Source organism: Microbulbifer maximicatervae (SeqCode) (genome assembly GCF_052467615.1).
The window spans coordinates 1,322,747-1,343,859 of sequence record NZ_CP174319.1 but is presented as its reverse complement, the minus strand read 5'-3'; the positions used below and the strand labels follow the sequence as shown (position 1 = coordinate 1,343,859).

Genomic DNA, 21,113 nt, shown 5'->3' with positions numbered 1-21,113 from the left:
AAATATGTTGCAGCATCATTCATTTGGTATTGCTGCTTTGGTGGATGAAGTCATTCAACCAGGTAGTAAAGTTTTAGATTTGGGATGCCTTTCGTTTGGCACCACACAGCCTTTATTGGAGCGCTCCTGCCAGACATTTATCGAAGATTTACGCAGTCTGCTACTGGATACTTCTGCCCTCGATAAAGAAGTCAGGGCCGTTAAGCTTTCTGAATATCTCACCAAAAAGCCCCAACGAATCAAGCTTGATGTGGTGCTCTGCTGGGATCTATTCAACTTTATGGAGCCTGAGCTTATTACCAAGCTCATTGAGGAAATCCGACCCCACTTAAAGCCGCGTACCATTTTCCATACAATGCTGTACACCGGGACTATGCCCAAGGGGCCCGCAGATTTTAAGCGCCTTTCTGGCTTTACTTTCAATACAGAACCGCTCCACCTGGAAGAACCACTACCCACCTATAGGTACTCATCCCTGAATTTAATGAAGACTATGGGCAACTTCTCCCTGCGCTCCTCCCTGCTACAAAGAGAGGGGATGCGTAAAGACCTTATCGAATTAATGTTTGAGTATGGCAATGTAAAATCGCCAACTTCAGTGATGGCCAGTGGATCATCAGCAGCGGTATCCGCTTTCCAGAAAAACCGCCTTACTAATATTTCGCTAACCGCTCTGGACACCGCCCTGACTCACGTCAAGCGCTCACCGGTCAGCAAAGTTTTGGATATTGGGCAAAAGGCTGGGAGAAATATGGAACACCTCCAAAGGGAGGTGGGCGAACTGTTTATTTCTGATTTTTACTCATCGCTCGCTTGGCAAACCAGCAGAAAAGTGCCATTTGAAGAAGCCGTTCAGGCCGCGTTGCGACAGGCAACCCTACCAAAGGATCTCAATTGCATCCTCCTCTGGGATCTTCTCAACTTCATTTCCACCGAGCAAATACAATCGATTACTAAGGCCCTATATCAATATCTCAGTGATGGAGGCGTGATGCACTTTTTGCTATTCAAGCAAAACAAGCTTCCCGTTAACTGTGGTGTATTTGAAATTCAAAAGTCGGGCCAGGTTGGAACCTATGTTCACGCTTCGGGCAACAAGCAGTCCCAGCTCCGCACTATCACCGATGTAGTGAAATCTCTACCAGAGATGAAAGTACTCAGCCAGGGAACCGGGCGAATACCCAACGGACCTTTTTATCACGAAATAACAATGCAAAAAGTTGTAAAGGATAAATAATGACCCAGTTTTTCTATCACTGGTTAACCAGGTTGTCTGCGGAACAGGTTACCGACACCTTTCTTATGGTCATGCTTGCCATTGGTGCTATAGCCATAGTCCTCTACCCTTTAGGCAAGTTTCCCCGCTTTGTAAAAGAAACACCATCACTACTGACTGCTCTCGGTATTTTAGGTACTTTTATCGGTATCATTATCGGTATCTATGGGTTTGATCTAAACGATATTGACACCTCAATTTCAGAACTGATGCAAGGTCTGGAAACCGCCTTTATGACCAGTATTTTGGGACTCTTCCTGTCCCTGATATTGCGAACTATTTTTCAAATATTCACTAAAGAACATGCCCCTAAAGCGACAGCGGATGACATACTGCAGGCTATTAACGGTCAGCGCGAAGATCTGGCAAAATTCCAGCGACAGATTAGTGATGAAGTCCTACAGTCACTCACTGCGGTTGTAGAAAAGTTTAATAGCGGCCTGAATGCCCAGATGGGTGAGAACCTACAGCAGTTTACCCAGCAATTAGAGGCCGTATCCCCTGCCCTGCAGGCCCTAATAGATCAGCATCAGCAGCACGCAGAACTCGCAACTATTTACCGCGACCAAACTGCAACTCTTCTCAATGAAATTAATGGTGCTCAGGAAAACCTTCTGCTGTTACACCAGCGTATTACTGAGCTGCCAGAAATTTTCAACGTGATTCCGACCCTGGTAGAGCAGCAGCGCAATCACGCAGAGCAGATATCAATCATGCTGAATGAGCAACAAGCTTCTATTGAAGTTCTACAGCAATCGATCCCCGATATTGCGCCCAAGTTTGAAGCGCTCACCCGAGGAATTGACCAAGCTCAACAGCAACTGGGGGCCCAGGTTTCCAACCTGATCTCCCTGAGTAGGACCCAGGCGGAAGTATTCGACCAAAGAACCAGTAGGGTCGTAGCCCTGGCCGATGTGGTTACCAGTATGGACCCCAACCACTTCTCTAAAGCAATTCACGAGCAGGCTACCAGTCACCGGGAATCCATGGCTGAGCTAGCTCAGTTGATCGCCAAAACTCACAACCAGATGATTACCGAATTGTCACAAGTGATTACTCGCGATCTTAGTAATGCCGATGTCAGTATCAAGCGCCAATATGAACTCCTGGATGAACGTCTGCGCGATGAAGTAGAGAGTGTTATGGCAGCGATGGGCGATGCCCTTGGCACGTTAAGCGGTGAATTCTCCAGAGACTTCCGTCAGCTCATCCAGCAAATGAAGAGAATCGATGCGCAAGCTCAGAGAGTCACTGGAGAGGCGCATGTTTGAAAGCACGCAAGCCAGTAGTGAGTCCAGCGATAGTCAATGGATTAGCCTATCGGACATGATGGCTGGCCTGATGATGGTATTTCTCTGTATTGCCGTCTTTGTAATGCGCTCCCTTATCGACGAACGCGCCAAGATCCGCGAACTCGCAGAGTCTTACCGGGACACCCAGTTGGCCATCTATCAAACTCTGCAACAGGAATTTGCCCACGACTTAACTCGTTGGGGGGCGTCTCTGGATAAGCAAACCCTGGCCATCTCCTTTAATAACAGTGATGCCTTATTTAAAACCGGTGATTTTACCCTGAGCGACAATGCCCGCGAGATTATGTCCTCCTTTGTACCTCGCTACATCGAAGCACTCACGCCCTATATGGATTCCATTGCCGCAATCCAAATCGAAGGGCACACAAGCTCTGAATGGGGAGATCAATCCGCACCGGAAGCTGGTTATTTCCACAACCTGCGACTTTCCCAACAACGCTCCCGAGCCGTAATGCAATATGCCCATTCATTACTGCCTTCGCAGCAAGCCGTCCTGGTACGGGCCAAGGTAGCAGCTGTCGGTTACTCCTCAGCTCGCCCAGTCTTGGATAAAAATGGGGTAGAAGATCCAGATCGTTCTCGCCGGGTAGCATTCAGGGTAGTTAGAGACTCTGAGAGCCATATCCTACAAATCCTTGAGGAAGCTCTGTGAACCTCACAAAATTTCAACCCATTCAAAACCGTCAGGCTATCACAGCATTCCCAAGCGCCACACGAGCACTATCAGTACCTTATGTCATTAACGATGGTGATTCATTCTCAGCCGGCAAACGTCCGTTAGCACAGCGCTTGTCTGAAATGCCTGATCGAAACAGCTTAGCCAAAGCCATCCGTACTGGAATGCAACTCGATTCAAGTGATCTGGACAGCGTACCTGTGGCTTGGCGCTACCGGGGTATACCGGTTTTTTTATTTGGCCTGGAACAAAACCCGGACTCTTTTGGTCAAGTTCATATTTACCCCAAGTGCCCAATAGTGAATAACTATAAGGGTCCGGTTTGGATAAGCAGTGACTATAGCGAAGCGCGAAAGGCATTTCCCCAGGATCAACTAAAGCCATGCCCTCACTGCTTACGTCACCTTTACAGCCACAATATTCCCGATGTTGTACACAAAGACCGTTTCGGCAATGTGACCAATATCGACTGGCTGACCTATACCCGATACTTTGCCAGCAATATTTTTAAAAGACACTCTCTCATCTGGAAAAATGGCGAACGCCCCCAAAAAGTTAGTTCTGTATTCACCCCTGAAAACCCGAAATATAACTGCTCTATCTGCCAATGCGATATCAAAGCCGGTGGATGGGCACTCAACCAAGAGCTTGCAGAAAGTAGCGGTCTCCCCAAAGAGATTTGCTTACTCTGTGCAGAGAGAAGGGCCCGTGCCGTCATACTCGCACCACCCCAAGCCTCACTAAGAGCCGCTACATTGCGCTACGAATCCCTGGCAAAGCAACTGGGTAGTGATCCTCAGGCCTCATGGATGATCGCAGAACAGGTAGTCCCAGCATCCTGGCTACCATTAATACAGAGACTCAAATCCCTAATGGGGCCACCCAAAGTCTTCCAAGTAATCGCGCCCAGGGTATTGGCCGTACTATGCTGGCCAAACCTCGGCCGCGCCATCCTTGCCGATGGCACCAAAGAGGCAAAGATACCAGCCAGTTACTCAGTTTGGAGAAAGGCTCAGATTGAGCGGGAATTAGGACTTAGCAACTAGATATATTAATGTGCTGCCTCCGGGCAGCTTATTATTGTTACTTATCGGCCAAACTGGCAACTCTATTTCATCTTGTAGCTCTCTACATCACTAGATCAACCCAGATTAAAATCTATTCTCTTCTACCCCACCGAGAATTAGCACCTCCTCAATTTATGGATCCAACAAAACCATTCCAAGAACCTCAAGACTTTTGACCAAAAATGTGGTTACAAATAAGCCAAAAAAAAATTAAACTTTTTAGCTCGGAGTGCCGTAAGGGGATGCAGTATTAGATAATGTGATCACACTACCCCTTCATTCTTTACACATGTAGAAGATTTTCTACTGTAGATTACTTTTTTTTACAAAAGCTATCCCTATAGAAAATAACCAATAGAAAACCAGAAAAAACACAATTAGCCCAAAATATCCATCACAGAAGAACCGACTTAAAAGACCAAAAAATCTATCCTAGAAATCATACTCGATACGACCATCTCCAAGATTGCCAATATTAATAAAAACTACACTACAGGACATTAAAAGGGAACCTACCTCACAAAGGACACAAACCCCTGGGCAATAAACACCCCCGAAAGAAATAACTCACAAACTAAGACAAAATTTGGAAAGGTGTTGCATTTATTTCTTGAACCTAACTTTCATGAAGAGTAACTTGATTAGCAATACATGCATTACAAAAACTGAAATATGATAACTCCTGCTTTTGCAGTTGTGTCCAAGCCAAATAAAAAGGTTCTACTCGACGAGAAATACACCGAGCACATTCGACGCTAAACCAGTCGTTCTATAGCAAGATGGAGATATAAAATGCCAGTAAACAATATAACCCTGCAAGACGCAAAGGCTCGTGTTCGCGCCACATTGCAAGCCGGAGGGCTAGTGATTGTCCAAGAGCCGCACAATGATGTACCTCACGGTTTCTCCTTTGCAGCTGAAGCTATAGCTGATAATAGCGATCAGCCTCACTCATTATTCGTCGAAGCACCGCATGAAATAAAAGCTGCAGGAACTCTCTCCGCTTACCCCAATAGGATAAAAGACTATTTCGCGGGTGGCGTAACTGATACTGAAACATCAGCGCTATTAATCAATATAGCTTCTCGGAAAAGTTGGGATATAGCCTGTGTGGATTCATGGAGAGGAAATGGAGAGTGGAAATCTTCAGAAAAACGTCAAAAGGGAATAGCAAGAAGAATTATTCACCACTTTAATATAGGCGGACGTCCAGGCGGAATAATCCCTATAGGTTCTGCGCATGTCACAGGGTTAAGAATGGGAAGAAACATGATTGGAGGCCGACGTGTTGCTCGTACTATAAGCACTCTTTCAAACCAAATCCCCGATGATCAAGCCATTAACTATCAGGGTTACTGGGGATTGGGAAGGTATATTGCCGGACGGAACTTACAAATGTATAAATTCACAGCTACCGGAGATTATTCCCATATCAGTGCACCGAATGTTTCTCGAGACCTGCACATTCAGTTTGTTCCTCGCGACAGAATCTTTCGAGCTCGAAATCTTGCCATCTAGAACCCCCAAAAGCTCTTGCTTTTGTAATGCTTAACAAGCATCTGATCCCAGATGATAAACTCAGCCATGATCCAAATTTTCATTTTCCGTCAGCAATCACCACCTACCCGAATTGCTGACGGGCTTCTCTCACAATGACGCCATTTCTAATAGATAATAAACATAGCCTTCCTAGGTCACATATACTAAAGAATCAAATTCCAAAAGAAAGATTATTGAGAAAATGCTGTTAGCATATATTCCAATCAACGCCCTAAAGAAAGGAAAGATCATTGCTAAGGGATATCAAAGTTGACTTGAAATTGAACAAAGGATGTTCAGATCAATACGATGCTCTGGTGGCTGTTATGATCTATAATTCTTCGAGCAGAAAGACCTCACAAAACACCTTTCTCTAGTACTTACCTGAAAATAATTACGAATAATACAAATAATATTTAAAACAACCATTTGGTAATAATGTACCAAAGCCCTCCATTACATCGAAGCCTCAGAGTATACCAATCGACATAAAATATCTGTATAAACACAGATCCAGCACTTGCTTTAAATATTCATTCGGGCTTATTAAAATGTATATAGGATTTAATAAAACTCTACCGAGGATTCTCCTGGCAGTCACACTTCTAACGTCACCCTTTATCGCACATGCCGACGATTCGTTACAAGAGTTTCTCGAACAAATACTTACTAATGCCCGAGATAGCAACAACCTTCCAGCAGTCGGTGTACTAGTTCAAATCGATGGCGAAATCGCTGCCATGGCGGTAGACGGAGTTCGCGCACAGGGCCATAATGAAATAGTAACTATTAATGATCGCTGGCACATAGGTTCCAACACCAAAGCGATTACGGCGACAATGGTAGCGCGCTTAGTCGAGCAGGGTATATTACAATTTGAGGATACACTAGCTGACTCATTTCCCTCTTTTGCAAAAGATATAGACCCCGCTTACCGTAATATTACGATCACACAATTGCTCAGTCACACTGCCGGCCTACCCCCTTTATCCAGCTGGTATGAGCTTCCTACATTAATGAAAGTAATCGAGCCGGAACACAGTATTCGAGCGCAACGCATGGCAGTCGCACGCCATTACCTCACTGTACCTCCCAGCTCCGAGGCTGGCTCAGCTGAATATTCCAATCTCGGCTTTATCATTGCTGGGGCTATCGCCGAAGCTCGAACAGACAAGACCTGGGAAGATCTCATCAAGGAGCAGATCTTTGCTCCACTTGGTATCAAGAATGCAGGTTTTTCAGCTCCCGGCTCTTCGACCACATTAGATCAACCTCGTGGCCACAAAAAATCCTGGCTGGGCAAGCTCATCCCGCTAGACCCTGCCGACAAAAATAGTGATAACCCACAAGTAATGGGTCCCGCAGGAACTATCAATATATCACTCCAGGATTGGACTCTTTTTGTAGAAGATCAGCTCAATGGCGTACATGGTCGCGGTAAATTGCTAAAGACTGAAACCTATCGCAAGTTACATTCACCGGTGACAGGCAATTATGCTCTCGGGTGGGGCGCAGTGTACGACTCTGAGTTATCACTTCTTGCACATACTGGCAGTAATGGATATTGGTTTACTGATGTGCGTATCATGCCCAAGCATGACATAATCTTTCTAATTGCGATAAATGCGGGGCACAAGACTGCGGAAAAGTCGATGAAAGATATCCGCAAGCACCTTACAAAACGTTTGAAACCATTTGAGTGATTCACTGGAGCAAGCGGGCTTGATTGTTCAGGTCCGCAGCAGTTTCTCACTCCCTCCTCCTATAGACGCCCACATCTTGTGGAAAATAGCAGCCGCATTAAAGGAAGTCGCCCACCTTTAAATATATTAAAATAAATATTTCTGAAAATTAATTTTATAAAACCACACCTCAGATCCTTAAACAGAATAAGCCAGCATAATTATCAACCCATACGGACACATAGTAAGATCCTATTAACAACTAGTGGGCCAGCTAAAATTTAGCAAACACCGAAATTCGATTCAAAAAGGATTTAACACCAAAATATAGAGATACCTCCTTGTAAACAATGGTGTGATTGGCCATTATTGAACTACCGCTGAGTAATAAAGCACAAGTAAGTAGCGGCCTGTGAATTAACTCTCCATATTCTGACTAGAATAGAAAAACCATCGAAACCAGACAGAAATACTAACAATACTGACGAAAACAGCTATTAAAAAGCTCCACCCTAGGCAATCAATGTTGCGCCTGGTATAACCTACAAAAATAGATAATACTCATGAAAAAGCTGATTTTCTTTCTGCTATTTTCTAGCTGTGCAAATGGAACATCTATAGAGCCTGCAACACTGGAACAGCTTCTAGAAAGCACCGATCACGTTTTACATGTTCTGGTTCAAAAGGTAGATATGATCACCTCAAGAGGAGAAATCACCTTTAATCCAGATGGGAGAACCAGTCCTTTATCAGGGAATAAGATTAGGCTCCATGTTAAATTAATGCCAAATGGTGTAATTAAAAGTAACCTTGATCATGTCCCCCCGGAATTTTACGTAGAACTTTGGGAAATGTGGCACTATCAACTCGGCAATATTCAAGAGTCATCATTAGGCGAAGAGTTTGTTTTTCTGCTGAGAGGTCCAGACTTAAACAAGGTATACCCCCGGTATTTTATGAGAAAAACAAATGAAAAACCTAACATTATTGAACTACTGAAGAAGCTATCTGACTAATTAATGCTACCTCTAAATTCACCCTTAAATTTTCAGTCAGCATGAAATTCTCAGTATAATGTTTAAATACTAGATTCTGTATACTCTTTTCTAAATATCGCGAAGGGAGGCAACATATAGCTTCTCAGATACTCTTGAATACCCTGCCACTTTCTCCAGCAACACCAAAAAGGAGTACATATTTTGAAATTAATCACAGGCACTGATTCCACCTGGTCCTTAAGAGTCTGGATATGCGCCCAAATCGCAGGCCTTGACATTGAGATCAAAGCCATAGACCTCTCCAGCCCTAACTACAAAAACGAAGTACTTAAATATTCCCAAGCTGGACTTGTACCTGTGTTGTTGCTTGAAGATACTTATATTCATGATTCACTGGCAATCGCTGAGTATTTTAATGAGCTCTCCAAAGGTATCTTGTACCCTTCATCAAATATTGAGCGAGCACAATCAAGAAGCCTATGTGCTGAACTTCACTCCGGTTTCATCGCCTTAAGAAGCAACTGCCCTTTCACTTTAGATAAAAGCAACTCCTCTCCGGATATGAACCCTGGAATTCAGGCTGAGTTAAAAAGGATTGAAGATATTTTCTCGAAAGCAAAACTGCCCTTCATGTTCGGCTCTGCTGGGGCTGTAGACGCATTTTACGCAATACTCGCTTATAGACTACATGTTTATAATATCTCATTAAGCGAGAAAGCAACCAAATACCAGCAAAGTCTTTTGGAATGGCCAATCTTGCAGCAAGCAATTGACCTGGCTGCAGAGTGGAGAAACTCATAATTAAAGCTGTCGCCAAATGTCGCTTTGGAACTTTCTTATCAATTCATCGATTACAAGGTTGGCTGTAGCCAGCCTTGTAGTTACAACAGCATCAACACGGCGAAATTTGTAAGTTATTTACCTAATTTGCCATAATCACTAATAAGGGAACCAATCTTAAAGGGCCTCGGATAAGATACATGCCTATATCCAGCCTACACTTAAGTACTGAGCAAGCAAGAAGCGCCACATCTCAAACTACTTGGCTAGCCATTATCAGCCTCCTCTTAGGCGCAGCCTGTATTCAGTTAGTTATCATGCGCTTTTTTAATGGGCAAATGGCACCGGATGTCTTCGCAAGTTTATTACATCAGCTTGTACAGACTAAGGGCACACCTTTACTTGTCAAATCACTGGTCAGCTACCTTATCCCTTACTCAGCTTTTGTGACCTATACACTCCACCTGGCACTATTGCTTGCTGGGACCCTCTTGATATTGCGTGTTTTTATTGTTTTGGGCGCGACGCTCATGTTTTTCGGATTTATCTTGCTATGGGGGTTGACTTACATGGGAGAAAACAGCTGGTACTTCGAGTTATTGTCACCTGCGTTATTTGCCTTAATCTTGGCAGTTAGCATTTACAAGCTCCATAAAGACTCTCAATACAATTTTCGTTCTCGGCTTTTAGGCGCGGTGATAGCACCGAGAGTAAGCCTATTAACCTGGGGCTGTGCGATTGTTGTAGCATCTGCTCTCTTATTTGGGGTCTTTACTATGTCACGCAATGGTGGCGATTACGTATTCATTGTAAGCGCCCTATCCAGCATTACCATTGCCATTTTATCAATAGCTTCAAAGTATTTAGACAAGTATCGAAATACTCCCCCCAAACAGGATTCAACTCCAATAGTAGGGCGCTGGATTGATCTTTTTACCTTCACCATCGGGGTAATGTTAGTCTTTCAGGTTTTTGAGGATGGGCTATTAAATTGGTTTACTGTAGAAGGGTACCGAGGTCTCATTAACTCCTATGTCGAATACGGGAATACACCGTATTGGTATCGGGGAGCCTTGGCTTGGGTAGCGGATCACGCCGAGATCTTTATGCCAATCCAGAGAGTATTCGAGACTTTTGCTGCTATCTGCATGGTAATTTTAGTATTTCGATTTCCAGTTGTACTGCTGACGACCGGTCTCTTTGCCATTCTCTCTTTTACAGAATTTGGAATTACGAATGCTTGGCCTCCCGCTCCAGGCAAGCCTCCCGCCTGGGTATTTGAACTACTGCTTACAACATTGGTTAGCTTTACCTGCGGTCTCTATTACTTACTAGATGCTATTGCGCACAAATCCTGGAAGCATTGGATATTGGGCCCCAAAATATTTGACTCAATTTCAGATTTCAATAAATGTTTTTTATTTATTTTCTTACTTATTATCGAAGTAATTATATTTTCCTCCACGCCCATACAAGAGGAGACCAAATTCATTGCACTACACTTCTCAGTACTGTCACTTATTCCTTTATTCTTCATTATGATAATTCTGGATAAATACCGAGCAATCACACCCAATATAGATTTTTATACCAACCCAAACGGGAAAAATCATAACCAACTACCGTAAGCTCCCACCTGCTTTGACTTTAAGCAATCAACCCTATAAAACGGACGTTTGTGCAACTTATATGGCCGGCAATATTGCAGCAACAACTAATAGCAGTAATTCCACAGTACAATGTGGGCATAAGCGAATATTGGTAGCCGAAGCCCCTTCGCCTACGAACTTCCTCTGATAACGTTATAGAAATTTTATTGGGTTAATTTGCGTCATGAAGACTCTTCATCTGGTAATTTTATTTAGCATCCTGTCTATTTTTTCTACTTATGTGGCAGCAGAGAGAATCAAGATCGACAACTCTCTCACAATCCACTACGAACAAGCGGGTAATGGCGATACGACAATCATCTTTATTCCCGGCTGGATGATGTCTACAAAGGTTTTCGAGCATCAACTTGCCCATTTCAAGGACTCCACCCAGTATCGCGCACTAGCTTATGATCCCCGCGGCCAGGGCATGTCATCCAAGCCTGTTGAGGGCCATACTTATCAGCAACACGCTCGAGACTTAGCTGCACTGATTGACAAGCTGGGGCTTGATAGCGTGATTCTCGCGGGTTGGTCCTATGGAGTGACCGAGCAACTGGCCTATCTCAACCAGTTCGGCACTGACAAGATAAAAGCCATGATTATGATCGACACTGGCCCGGAGATTTCTGGGGCCAGCCGGGACGAGTGGGTCTGGTATCTGAATGATGATTCAGACGGATACTCGCGCTCATTCACTGAGGGGATTATTGAGGATCGCGAAAATGTGATTGCAGAGTTCGTCAAATGGATGCTTGAAAATCCCACTGCAGAAAATATTGCCTGGGTGTCTAATATCGCCAATCAAACCTCTAGCAGCGTCGCCGCAATTACCAACGCTACTGGTTTTTATCTCGACTACAGCAAAGACCTTATCGGCCTTGAAGGGAAGATTCCCATGCTATATGTGGTACGAAATGAAGCTAAGGAAGTGGCTAACAAATGGATCAAAGCTAATACCCCTTCCGCCACTACCGCTTATATGGGAAAGCATATGATGTTTTGGGAGAGGCCCGATGAATTCAATGCAGTGGTCGATCAATTTCTGAAGAATATAGAAACTAAGTAGCATTTACTATTTTGTTAAACTTAGGGCAGACTGACTTCAGCCTGCCCTAAGCTTTAAGTCTGCAGGCCCTACTTCATCGACTTACCCTCGCTCAACAAGGCATATCTCCTAGTCAAGGCACTTGACATCTAAAGGGTCAATAAATAGATTTAAGTCATATAACAATAAATTGTTAACTTCTTCCGGCACAAATATCGGCGCACGTCGACACGAGTACCCTCTACTGAAAATACCTGACAAGTAGGCAAAAGCAGCTTTCTTTAGCCAGTTTTAGCTGGTTAATTTAACCCGAACTTTAGTGTTACACCCTAAAATAATACCAACAAGGAGAGTGGAAAATGAGAGTTCTATTTTTAGCCTTGATAAGTGTTTGTTCGCTGATAGCAAATGCTTCAGATTTTATTCTCGCACAAAAGACGGAAATCAAATCAGATTTCCTTGGTGAAAACCGAACCATCTTGGTGAAACTTCCCGAACAATATAAGGATAATGACAAAGAATATCCTGTGCTCTACGTATTACATGCTCAGTGGGACATGCTTTCTACTTTGTCTACTATCGATTTACTTGAAGGCCAAGTGCCCAATTTTATCGTGATTGGTGTAGAGGGAATGGGTAAGGAGTTGCGCCCGGATCAAGGTAAATCGACAGTATTTTCTCAGTTCCTAGCGAACGAAGTTGTGCCCTATGTCAATAAAAACTATCGAACTGCAGATTTTAGTATTTTGTCTGGGCACTCCAACTCTGGCCGCTTCGTACTGGACTACTGGCTAAACGACAAAGCACCATTTTCACAGTACTTTGCTTTTAGCCCGTCATTAGAGGATAAATATATAACCGGGCGAGTTTCCAATTTAGCACCTAAACAACTCAAAGAGCTTTCCCCGCTGACCGTGACCATCGCTAACGAGGGGAATCATATGCAAGTCCCATTTGACGAGTTGAGCCAAACTCTCGCAAATGTACCGGGTGCAACCTTTACCTTCCAGAAATTCCCAGAGCAATCCCACAGAACGACCAAACATCACTCTATGCAATTTGCCCTACAACACACCTTTGCAGGGTGGGAACCTACTTACGAACTTAAAGTAAGTGGGTTTGAAGGACTGACAAATCACTACCGTAATTTATCAGATAAATTTGGCTTCAAAGTAGTTATTCCCACCAATACCCTACAGCGCTTGATGGCCCACCATGCCATTTCCGATTCTGAAAATGCTGCTAGCGAATTGAAACTCCATATCGCATACACCATTAAAGAAATTTCGAGCGGGATCGATGCCACAGTTGAGACAGCAGACTACCTGCTGAACAATGGCTATGAAGAGGCGGGGAAAACCATATTGAAAGAGATGTGCAACCAGGCTGAAGAGCACGCTCGCTGCAAAGGCTGACAAAATCTACTCGAAGGCCAGACACACTCTCAATGTGAAGCGAGCCCACTAAAACTTCAAGGAAAGCTAGCAAAGTAAAAAAGGAGACTGTGCCCGCCCTATCATGATTTAGGCGCGGGCTTCTATAAAGGCAGGCTCTCGCTAGCGGCGTGCGGCGAAAATGCCACCGGTCATTACCGCTAAAGAAGATAAAAGTCCAACACCTACCAAGCTATACAAGCTAATGGATTGCTTGGCCATCTCGGCAACTACCTCACTGAAAGGGAACTGCCAGGCAATGATCCCTAATGCAGCTGCTACCGCGATGTACTGAGAGTAACTGGAGCGACGCTTTGAGCGTTTAGGCTGCGCAGGGAGCGCGGCCATCACGCGGTCACAAAAACCATCATTATCCAAATGGGGCTCATTGAACTGGAGCTGTTCACTTAGCCAGGCGTCAAACTCCCGGTCGTTGCCCTCTAAAGCCATTTCACTCAAGGCGTTACCTTTCGTGTTGCGCTGTTCAAAGTTAACCATTTACCACCTCCTCACGCCAGGGCTGTAACAAGCTACGCAGCTTGGCCCGAGCACGGTTGACATGGGATTTTACCGTACCAAGCGGCAATTTCATAATACTTGCCGCCTCCTCGTGAGAAAAGCCCCTGTGCATACACAGATGGATTGCTTGCCGTTGCGGGCCACTCAGGGTATCCATCGCGGCAGTGAGGTCCCTAGCCATCCCTAACTGCCGGGATTCTTCAATAGTCTCATCGGCCTGAGCCCTATCCACTGCCTCTTGATCCACATCGGGCATATTCTTACGCTTGTGGCTCATGACGAGATTATAGGCGATACGGTACAGCCAGGTGCTGAAGCGGGCATCCCCCCTGAACGCCGGCAACGCCTTATAGGCCTTAATAAAGGCCTCCTGCGCCATATCGTCTGCCAGACCCTGGTCACCATCACACAGCTGTCGGAGCGAGTATCGCAGCTGAGATTGATAGCGACGAACCAGCTGGGCGTATGCCCGCTGGTCCCCGTCTTTGACGGCCCGCCTGATTAATTCCTCGTCATTGAGGTCCATACTCGCCTTTCCTACACCTGCTTGTTATCAAGCTTCCAGTTCACATAGCGAGCCACACCGATAAACAGAGGGATCAAGCCGAGACTGCCTACACCAATACCCGCAAGAGCTGAGAGGGAGAGGAATACAGCAGCGCCTATCGCAATCAGGTTGATACCGCGATCATTGGAGCTATTTGGCTCTCTCTCATCCAAAAGATCTATTAACTCTGGAGGCACATCCCGACCATCAGCAACCATCTGGTTGATATTACTCATTACCAGTTGTTTCTTGCGATAGCTACTGCGTGTCACTAGCCACACAATAAATACCGGCATTCCAAATACACAGAGGAGCGCCACTACTGGTACAACTGTGGTGACTCCCGATACGAGATCCTCGTTATTGTGATCGTGGTGTGAGTAGTTGTGATCCCAGTGCCTGTCCCGGCCCCGATAGTTACGGTCACCAGAGAGGCTTATCCTGACATTGTCCGGTACGCTATTCAGGGTATCTTCGGTAACCTTGCCGTCTACATCCAGAATGCCCTTGCTTTTCAGCCGTTCAATAATTTCCTGGCTTAGGGGGCCGCCAAAGTCCTGCCCCAAGTCAACCCGAACTTCACTTTTCTCACCATTCTCGCCTTCGGATTTGATCGTGAGAACACCATCTTCACGTAATATACGGACGCGGGTTTCAGATTCGGAGGCCTCCACACCTGGCGGCGGCGGAGGCTCTGGAACAAATGAGTCCTCCTCCTGGGCCCAGCTGCCCATGCTTATGCTGGATGCCGCAATGGCCACCCAACAGCAGATGACTGCCTGGAATGATTGTTTATTTCTCGCTCTCATTACTTACTCTCTAATCATTTTCGTTATCAGTGGTGTGAACCGTCATTGGGGGGAGGTGACCTACATCACCATCATTCGAGCCTTGGAGTAGGGGTAAGCCATTCCTCCTCGGGGCTCCTTTTCCTCAGCAATACGTACAGGAGGTAGCCGGCTAACCTTCTCACTCTTATCAGTGCACTCACCAAGCTTCTTAAGTATTTGCTGATCAATTTTCTGGGTGAGCTCTCGGTGAATCCCATCCTGGGAAAGCGTCAGCTCGGAGGCATTAACCTGACCCACTTGCAGAGCCGCAACTACCAGAGATAGCGCGACGCAAAATTGTACCTTTTTAGTTGATCTCGCAGTAAACATTGTGATCTCCCGATTTTCCCTTGTACGCCACTATGACGATTCGGGGAGCCCAATTGGATGCAGCTGTATAATTTTTTTTACGCCAACACTTGGAACCACCTTCTAATGGTCATCACTGGGCTGGAACGATCGGATAAACTCGGAACACAACACGGAATGAGAACTTCGATATGACAACCCCTGATGATGTCCTGGTTTTTTGGTTTGGCGGCACTGATATTCGTGGTAACTCTATTGCTGCAGAGAAGCAGAGTTTATGGTTTGCCGCTACTCCGGAAGTAGACGCCGACATCAAGGCAAGATTTGGAGCTATTGCCGAGTCAGCGCTGCGTGGAGAGCTGGACCGTTGGCGGCAAACTTTGGAAGGCGAACTCGCCTTGCTACTGGTTTGTGACCAATTATCCAGAAACATTTACCGGGGCACCCGCCAGGCATTCGCTACAGACTCCCTGGCACTGGCAATAGCGATATCATTGATTCAGCGCGGAGAGGCCCCGAATCTTGGGCTCTACCAGCAGGTATTCTTGGGCATGCCGCTAGAGCACAGCGAAGACCTCGTGACCCAGCAACACTCGGTAGACTACTTTCGACAGTTGCAGCAAACCTTCGCAGAAGACAAAATTGCCTCGCCCTATCTCGACACTCATTATCGATACGCCCTTGCCCATCAAGAGGTCATTGAGCGATTTGGGCGCTTCCCTCACCGCAATACGGCTTTGGGTCGCACTTCCACTCAAGCAGAAAAAGAATGGCTGGCTCAAGGGGGCGGCTTTAAATAATGGATTTACTCAGTTGGTTATCTCTCGCGGGGATCTGTGCCCTCGGCGCTATGTCTCCGGGACCGAGTCTTCTTATCGTCTTACGCAGCGCCTCCTCAGGCCTACAGCAAGGCCTGGCCAGTGCTATTGCTCACGGAGCCGGGGTCGCTATATACGCAATTCTTACCGCATTTGGCCTGGCGGTGCTGATTACTAGCTCTCCTCTTCTATTTAACATTCTGCAGTGGGCCGGTGCAGCAATGCTGGTCTACCTGGGCTGGAAAGCCCTCAGTGCACCCGCACCGGGTACCAGTACTGCAACCGTACAACCTCCTCACCAGAGCCTGAAGCGCTCTATCGCTCAAGGTTTTGGTGTTGCCTTCTTCAACCCCAAGATCGCTGTATTTTTCACCGCCCTATTCAGCCAGTTTGTGTCAGAACAGCAAGCCCTGAGCACCAAGCTGGGCATGGCGGCGCTGGTTTCAGGAGTGGATGCAATTTGGTACTGCATCGTTGCCCTGGCGGTTCACGCCAGCCGTAAACGCCAGCTGGTCAGCAAGCATATTGGCCATCGCATCCAACAGGTTTTCGGGATCTTACTGATAGGACTGGCTGCCCGGCTGATCCTTAGCATCTAAAGCCACAGGCCTGCAGAAACCTTCACTACCTCAGTTTCACCACACCCAAATAAAAAACAGGCCCGCAAGCGGGCCTGTTAAATGATGTGAAGACAGCCAGTCGCCCCGGGGGGAATGCGTCTGGCTGTATGCACATTATGACAGTGTTCACGCTTAATGGCGGACCAATCATCGCACCTGCTGGTCTTTTGACCGCATAGAGCCCTTTCTTCACCCCATCGTTGACACTGAATATTTATACAGTTAGGGTAGCGGCATACAAACTAAGTGGACAGTCTAATAGACGATTGGGAGGCACACGATGGCCGTAGTAGCTGTTTGGAAATGCGATAGAGACGGAGCAATGTTCGACAACAAAAAAGACGCTGAAGAACACGATAAGATGCTGGAGCTCGCAGCTAATATCACGTCGCTGATTGAGCGCCACATCGACAGCATTGATGAGCAAGTGGGCGAAGAGATCGGCCTGCTGTTGGCCAAACGCCGCGATGCCCTGGCTAAAGCCTGTAAAGGGAAGCCTGAAGTACTACTCGAAGAAGACGAAAACATGGTGCAGGAGAGCGAAGATGATCGCGTAACTCCGCTCGCCGCCAATCAGTAAACGCTTATAGATTCATCCCTGTACTCTGCCCGGTTCTACCGGGCTTTTTTGCGTGGGGCTCATACTGAGCCTCACCAATAAACTTCAAAGATTAATTACGGCATTAGCAATGTTAATGACCGCTAACACAACGATAACGACCCAGCTGATTAAAGTTCCCCAGAAGCGCCCAAAGTGCAGCCCGCCTTTGCCCTTGGTCAGTCCATAGGCATGAAATACCCGTGAGATAAAAAAGAGCGCCCCGAAGAGGTGTAACCACAGTGCAGGCAAACCGCCCAACTCTGCAGCCAGCAACAGAAGCAACGCTATCGGAGTGTACTCAATCGCATTAGCGTGAACTCGCACCCTAATCTCATTGAAACGATCATCTCCGGTTCCAATTCCCACTTTCTTTGTGCGACGAAACTCGACTACCCTGAATGCCAAGTAAATAATCAGAAGCGCACAGAGGCCGGTGTAGAGTGCTGTGATATTCGCCATGTTTTTTCCTTGTTCTTATCAATCTGGCCAGGGAATATATCCCCGAAAGCAAGTATTCCGCCACACAAATCCTGTACAAGCCAATGGACCTTTCAGATCAATAGGCGGAAAAAGAAAAGCGGGCTAGAAGCCCGCTCTTTGCATACTAGTGCTTGTAACCAAATTCATGGCCCTTTGCGGGCTTGAGGTGTCGATCTCTGAGGCGCGTTGAGCGATTCACCAGGGATTGATTCTCACCCTCAATCAGGATCTGCTCAGCGTAGCTGGTAACTTCCAGGGGATCACCGCTCCAGATCACAATATCCGCAACCGCGCCCTTTTCCAACGTACCGCCCTCAAGGTTAAAAATCTCAGCAACATTGCTACTGATTGCCTTTAGCGCTTCCTCATAAGGCATACCATGGGCTACAGCGTTGCCCGCCGATTGGCGCGAGAGGTAAACGTTGTGGCTAGCCACCATATCTGGGCCACTGATAGCTACCGTCACCCCAGCCTTGGCCAGAAGTGCAGCATTATCCAGGCGTGCGCCCAAACTTGAGAATGATGCTGGAATGTTGTTGATTGCATCGATCACAACAGGCACTTGTGCTTGCGCCAGTTTATCGGCAACCATCCAGCCCTCAGCTGCACCGATTATAATGAGCTTCACCTTAAAGGTTTCACCCAGTTCTAATACTGCGAGGATATCACTGGCCCGGTTGGCAGTTACCATCAAAGGCTCCTTACCATCGATCACCGGCTGCAGAGCTTGCAGATCTGCCAGATCGTAATCCAGCTCTCGCCATTCTCCACGGTGGATCGCTGCACGATTATCACGATACTCCTGAGCTTCACGCAGAGCACTCTCCACCTTGGCATAAGCGTTGGCACGGCTACCACCGGCCAGCTCGCCACCGGACTCTCCCAGATAAGCTTTTTGCGCAACATTCTTTGCTTCGACGCTATCAAATTCACCATTCAACTTGATGGCAAAACTGCGCCCTGCAAATATCCGCTGAGCATCGATAGCACCGCTGTCCCAAGTGCTGATTCCCGGTGAAACAACAGCACTGGTGACTCCACCCGCCCGGTTGAATGGGATCAGGGTGGACTTAGGGTTGTAAGCAGGTACCGGATTGAAGGCACTACCGATACTGTCACCGGTCACCTGGTGATCATTGGTGGCGCTGGCCGCACTGATCTCGACCAACCCCAGTTCAGAAATGGGCGCTATCACACCGGGCGTCACCACCTTGTTGCGCGCATCAATTACCTGATCTGCATTCACCTCCAGTGAGGGGGCTACCTGCTGGACCTTGCCATCCACAACCAGAATATCTGCGGACTCCAGGCTGCCCTGTCCCGCCAAGGTGTGTACCTTGCCACCCTTGATCAGGATGGTCTCTGCCTGGCCAGCGGCTGACATCAACCCCAGGGCCAGCGCACAATAAACAGCTACTTTTCTCACAGTCGCTCTCCCTCTGCATCGAGAATACCCAACTCGAAATCGGTGCGTGGCTGACGTTTCTTGTCCGCACGATCGAACATCAATTCCCCATCGATGAAAACTTGATCTACATGGGTGTAAACACTGAAGGGGCTGCCGGACCAAACAACGATATCCGCCATCTTGCCGCTCTCAAGGCTGCCAGTTTGATCGGCAATACCCAGAGCCTTGGCGGGGTTCAAGGTCATCCAAACCACTGCATCCTTTGGCTGAATATCGAAGCCCGCACGCTGTCCTGCAGTCATTGCCTTCGCGGTCTCCTCGTGCAAATGCTGTACGCCAACACCGGAGTCCGAGTGAATCATTGCGCAGGCTTTGGCTTGATCCACAATGGCGATATTGGCCTCGGTCATATCGTAGGCCTCATGCTTAAAGCCCCACCAATCAGCCCACATTGCCGCACAAACATTGTTTTCAGCCAGCAGGTCAGCAACCTTGTAAGCTTCCACTGCGTGGTGGAAAGTGGAAATTTTGAAATCAAACTCCTTGGCAACGTCCATCATTACCGCCATTTCCTCGCCGCGGTAGCAATGGTTATGAACGAGAATATCTCCATTGAGTACGCCCGCCAGAGTTTCCATCTGCAGGTCGCGCTTGGGCTCATCCCCTCCGTTCTCAACGTAATCCTCCCACTCCTGCTTGTAGGCACTCGCCTTAATCCAAGCATCGCGATAACCGGCGACGTTACCCATTCGAGTTGAGGGAGAGCTACCTTTACCACCGTAAACCCGCTTGGGGTTTTCACCACAGGCCATTTTCAAGCCGTAGGGAGCGCCGGGGAATTTCATATCCTGAACACTGCGGCCGGGTACATTTTTCAGGGTGACACTGCGGCCGCCAAACAAGTTGGCCGAACCCGGCAGGATTTGCAGGGTTGTTACACCTCCGGCAAGAGCTAAGGGAAACTGGGGGTCTTGGGTCCAGACAGAGTGCTCCGACCAAACCTGGGCAGTGTTTGGCGAGGTCATCTCATTGCCATCCTGGGCAGATTCAATCCCCGGAGCTGGATAATCACCCAGATGAGAATGCACATCGATAATGCCAGGAGTGACCCACTTACCTTTGCCATCGACAATCAAGGCGCCTTCGGGGGCCAGTAACCCCTTACCGATCTCCTTGATCTTTCCATTTTCAAACAACAGGTCCGCATTTTCTTGCTGCTCCCCTGTACCGGTTAGCAGGGTAGCTCCCTGAATCAACACAGGGCGGGACTGGGTTACAGAATAAGTGGAAGGGAAGGCGTCCACACGAGCGAAGTCGAGAGATCTCGGCTCACTGTCAACACGCTTCTCACCGCATGCGGACAGCAGTAGCGAGGCACTTAACAGAGCCGCGATACTGCGCCCGAGAAATCGGGGTTGCAGCTGCATAGTCATTCATCCAATCGTTTTGAATATGGCGGTGAATGCTACCAGTTTGTGCTGACAGCGCCACTATCCAAATTGTCACAAACGACTGTTTAG

Annotated in this window: 21 protein-coding genes; 14 read left to right on the top strand and 7 right to left on the bottom strand. The window is 47.1% G+C overall.

The genetic code is table 11. The features are described 5' to 3' along the window. The first annotated feature begins 4 nt into the window (after positions 1 to 4). From ACJJIM_RS06130 to ACJJIM_RS06080, 11 genes are all read left to right on the top strand, one after another. Positions 5 to 1,237: a hypothetical protein gene (locus ACJJIM_RS06130; protein WP_444912677.1), complete on the top strand. Its 1,233-nt coding sequence runs from the start codon at positions 5 to 7 to the stop codon at positions 1,235 to 1,237. After that, positions 1,237 to 2,547, top strand: coding sequence for a MotA/TolQ/ExbB proton channel family protein (locus ACJJIM_RS06125; protein WP_444912676.1), 1,311 nt, complete (start codon positions 1,237 to 1,239; stop codon positions 2,545 to 2,547). Before ACJJIM_RS06130 ends, ACJJIM_RS06125 begins: the two co-directional genes overlap by 1 nt. Then, positions 2,540 to 3,241, top strand: coding sequence for an OmpA/MotB family protein (locus tag ACJJIM_RS06120; protein ID WP_413665220.1), 702 nt, complete (start codon positions 2,540 to 2,542; stop codon positions 3,239 to 3,241). The genes ACJJIM_RS06125 and ACJJIM_RS06120 overlap by 8 nt, the downstream gene beginning before the upstream one ends. Then, a complete protein-coding gene (locus ACJJIM_RS06115) occupies positions 3,238 to 4,311 on the top strand; it encodes a hypothetical protein (protein ID WP_413665219.1) in 1,074 nt (357 codons plus the stop codon). Before ACJJIM_RS06120 ends, ACJJIM_RS06115 begins: the two co-directional genes overlap by 4 nt. An 813-nt stretch (positions 4,312 to 5,124) precedes the next feature. Beyond that, on the top strand, positions 5,125 to 5,850 hold the full coding sequence (locus tag ACJJIM_RS06110; RefSeq protein WP_413665218.1) for a hypothetical protein: 726 nt from the start codon (positions 5,125 to 5,127) through the stop codon (positions 5,848 to 5,850). A 572-nt stretch (positions 5,851 to 6,422) separates the two neighbouring features. Continuing rightward, positions 6,423 to 7,574, top strand: coding sequence for a serine hydrolase domain-containing protein (locus ACJJIM_RS06105; RefSeq protein WP_444912675.1), 1,152 nt, complete (start codon positions 6,423 to 6,425; stop codon positions 7,572 to 7,574). Between the two features lie 542 nt (positions 7,575 to 8,116). After that, positions 8,117 to 8,569 (top strand): hypothetical protein, encoded by a 453-nt coding sequence (locus tag ACJJIM_RS06100; protein WP_444912674.1) that lies wholly within the window; start codon positions 8,117 to 8,119, stop codon positions 8,567 to 8,569. Positions 8,570 to 8,752: 183 nt separating this feature from the next. Continuing rightward, positions 8,753 to 9,352: a glutathione S-transferase N-terminal domain-containing protein gene (locus tag ACJJIM_RS06095; protein ID WP_444912673.1), complete on the top strand. Its 600-nt coding sequence runs from the start codon at positions 8,753 to 8,755 to the stop codon at positions 9,350 to 9,352. A gap of 179 nt (positions 9,353 to 9,531) precedes the next feature. Beyond that, entirely contained in the window at positions 9,532 to 10,959 is a 1,428-nt protein-coding gene (locus tag ACJJIM_RS06090; RefSeq protein WP_444912672.1) for a hypothetical protein, read from the top strand. Positions 10,960 to 11,164: 205 nt separating this feature from the next. Next, positions 11,165 to 12,049: an alpha/beta fold hydrolase gene (locus ACJJIM_RS06085; protein WP_444912671.1), complete on the top strand. Its 885-nt coding sequence runs from the start codon at positions 11,165 to 11,167 to the stop codon at positions 12,047 to 12,049. A gap of 338 nt (positions 12,050 to 12,387) precedes the next feature. Next, positions 12,388 to 13,443: an alpha/beta hydrolase gene (locus tag ACJJIM_RS06080; protein WP_444912670.1), complete on the top strand. Its 1,056-nt coding sequence runs from the start codon at positions 12,388 to 12,390 to the stop codon at positions 13,441 to 13,443. 141 nt (positions 13,444 to 13,584) lie between these two features. On the opposite strand, the gene ACJJIM_RS06075 is transcribed toward ACJJIM_RS06080, so the two are convergent. From ACJJIM_RS06075 to ACJJIM_RS06060, 4 genes are read right to left on the bottom strand one after another with little or no spacing between them, the layout of a single operon-like run. Further along, positions 13,585 to 13,959, bottom strand: a complete 375-nt coding sequence (locus ACJJIM_RS06075; RefSeq protein ID WP_282933382.1) for a hypothetical protein — start codon at positions 13,957 to 13,959, stop codon at positions 13,585 to 13,587. Continuing rightward, the gene (locus ACJJIM_RS06070) at positions 13,952 to 14,506 is read right to left on the bottom strand and encodes an RNA polymerase sigma factor (protein ID WP_413665211.1); all 555 of its coding nucleotides are present in this window, start codon (positions 14,504 to 14,506) and stop codon (positions 13,952 to 13,954) included. Before ACJJIM_RS06070 ends, ACJJIM_RS06075 begins: the two co-directional genes overlap by 8 nt. Positions 14,507 to 14,517: 11 nt before the next feature. Continuing rightward, positions 14,518 to 15,336: a DUF6249 domain-containing protein gene (locus tag ACJJIM_RS06065; protein ID WP_444912669.1), complete on the bottom strand. Its 819-nt coding sequence runs from the start codon at positions 15,334 to 15,336 to the stop codon at positions 14,518 to 14,520. Between the two features lie 60 nt (positions 15,337 to 15,396). Further along, positions 15,397 to 15,687 carry a hypothetical protein gene (locus tag ACJJIM_RS06060; protein ID WP_444912668.1) on the bottom strand — a complete coding sequence of 97 codons (291 nt, stop codon included), beginning with the start codon at positions 15,685 to 15,687 and terminating at the stop codon, positions 15,397 to 15,399. A 170-nt stretch (positions 15,688 to 15,857) separates the two neighbouring features. On the opposite strand from ACJJIM_RS06060, the gene ACJJIM_RS06055 reads away from it, so the two are divergent. From ACJJIM_RS06055 to ACJJIM_RS06045, 3 genes are all read left to right on the top strand, one after another. Then, positions 15,858 to 16,466, top strand: coding sequence for a DUF924 family protein (locus tag ACJJIM_RS06055; protein WP_413665208.1), 609 nt, complete (start codon positions 15,858 to 15,860; stop codon positions 16,464 to 16,466). Continuing rightward, positions 16,466 to 17,083 carry a LysE family translocator gene (locus ACJJIM_RS06050; protein ID WP_282933387.1) on the top strand — a complete coding sequence of 206 codons (618 nt, stop codon included), beginning with the start codon at positions 16,466 to 16,468 and terminating at the stop codon, positions 17,081 to 17,083. The genes ACJJIM_RS06055 and ACJJIM_RS06050 overlap by 1 nt, the downstream gene beginning before the upstream one ends. Positions 17,084 to 17,384: 301 nt before the next feature. Beyond that, positions 17,385 to 17,684, top strand: coding sequence for a YebG family protein (locus ACJJIM_RS06045; protein ID WP_108732704.1), 300 nt, complete (start codon positions 17,385 to 17,387; stop codon positions 17,682 to 17,684). 84 nt (positions 17,685 to 17,768) lie between these two features. On the opposite strand, the gene ACJJIM_RS06040 is transcribed toward ACJJIM_RS06045, so the two are convergent. From ACJJIM_RS06040 to ACJJIM_RS06030, 3 genes are all read right to left on the bottom strand, one after another. Further along, a complete protein-coding gene (locus ACJJIM_RS06040; RefSeq protein WP_413665207.1) occupies positions 17,769 to 18,164 on the bottom strand; it encodes an MAPEG family protein in 396 nt (131 codons plus the stop codon). Between the two features lie 145 nt (positions 18,165 to 18,309). Next, complete coding sequence (locus ACJJIM_RS06035; RefSeq protein WP_444912667.1) at positions 18,310 to 19,611, bottom strand: amidohydrolase family protein; 1,302 nt, start codon at positions 19,609 to 19,611, stop codon at positions 18,310 to 18,312. After that, positions 19,608 to 21,020: an amidohydrolase gene (locus ACJJIM_RS06030; RefSeq protein WP_444905736.1), complete on the bottom strand. Its 1,413-nt coding sequence runs from the start codon at positions 21,018 to 21,020 to the stop codon at positions 19,608 to 19,610. Before ACJJIM_RS06030 ends, ACJJIM_RS06035 begins: the two co-directional genes overlap by 4 nt. Positions 21,021 to 21,113 lie beyond the last annotated feature (93 nt).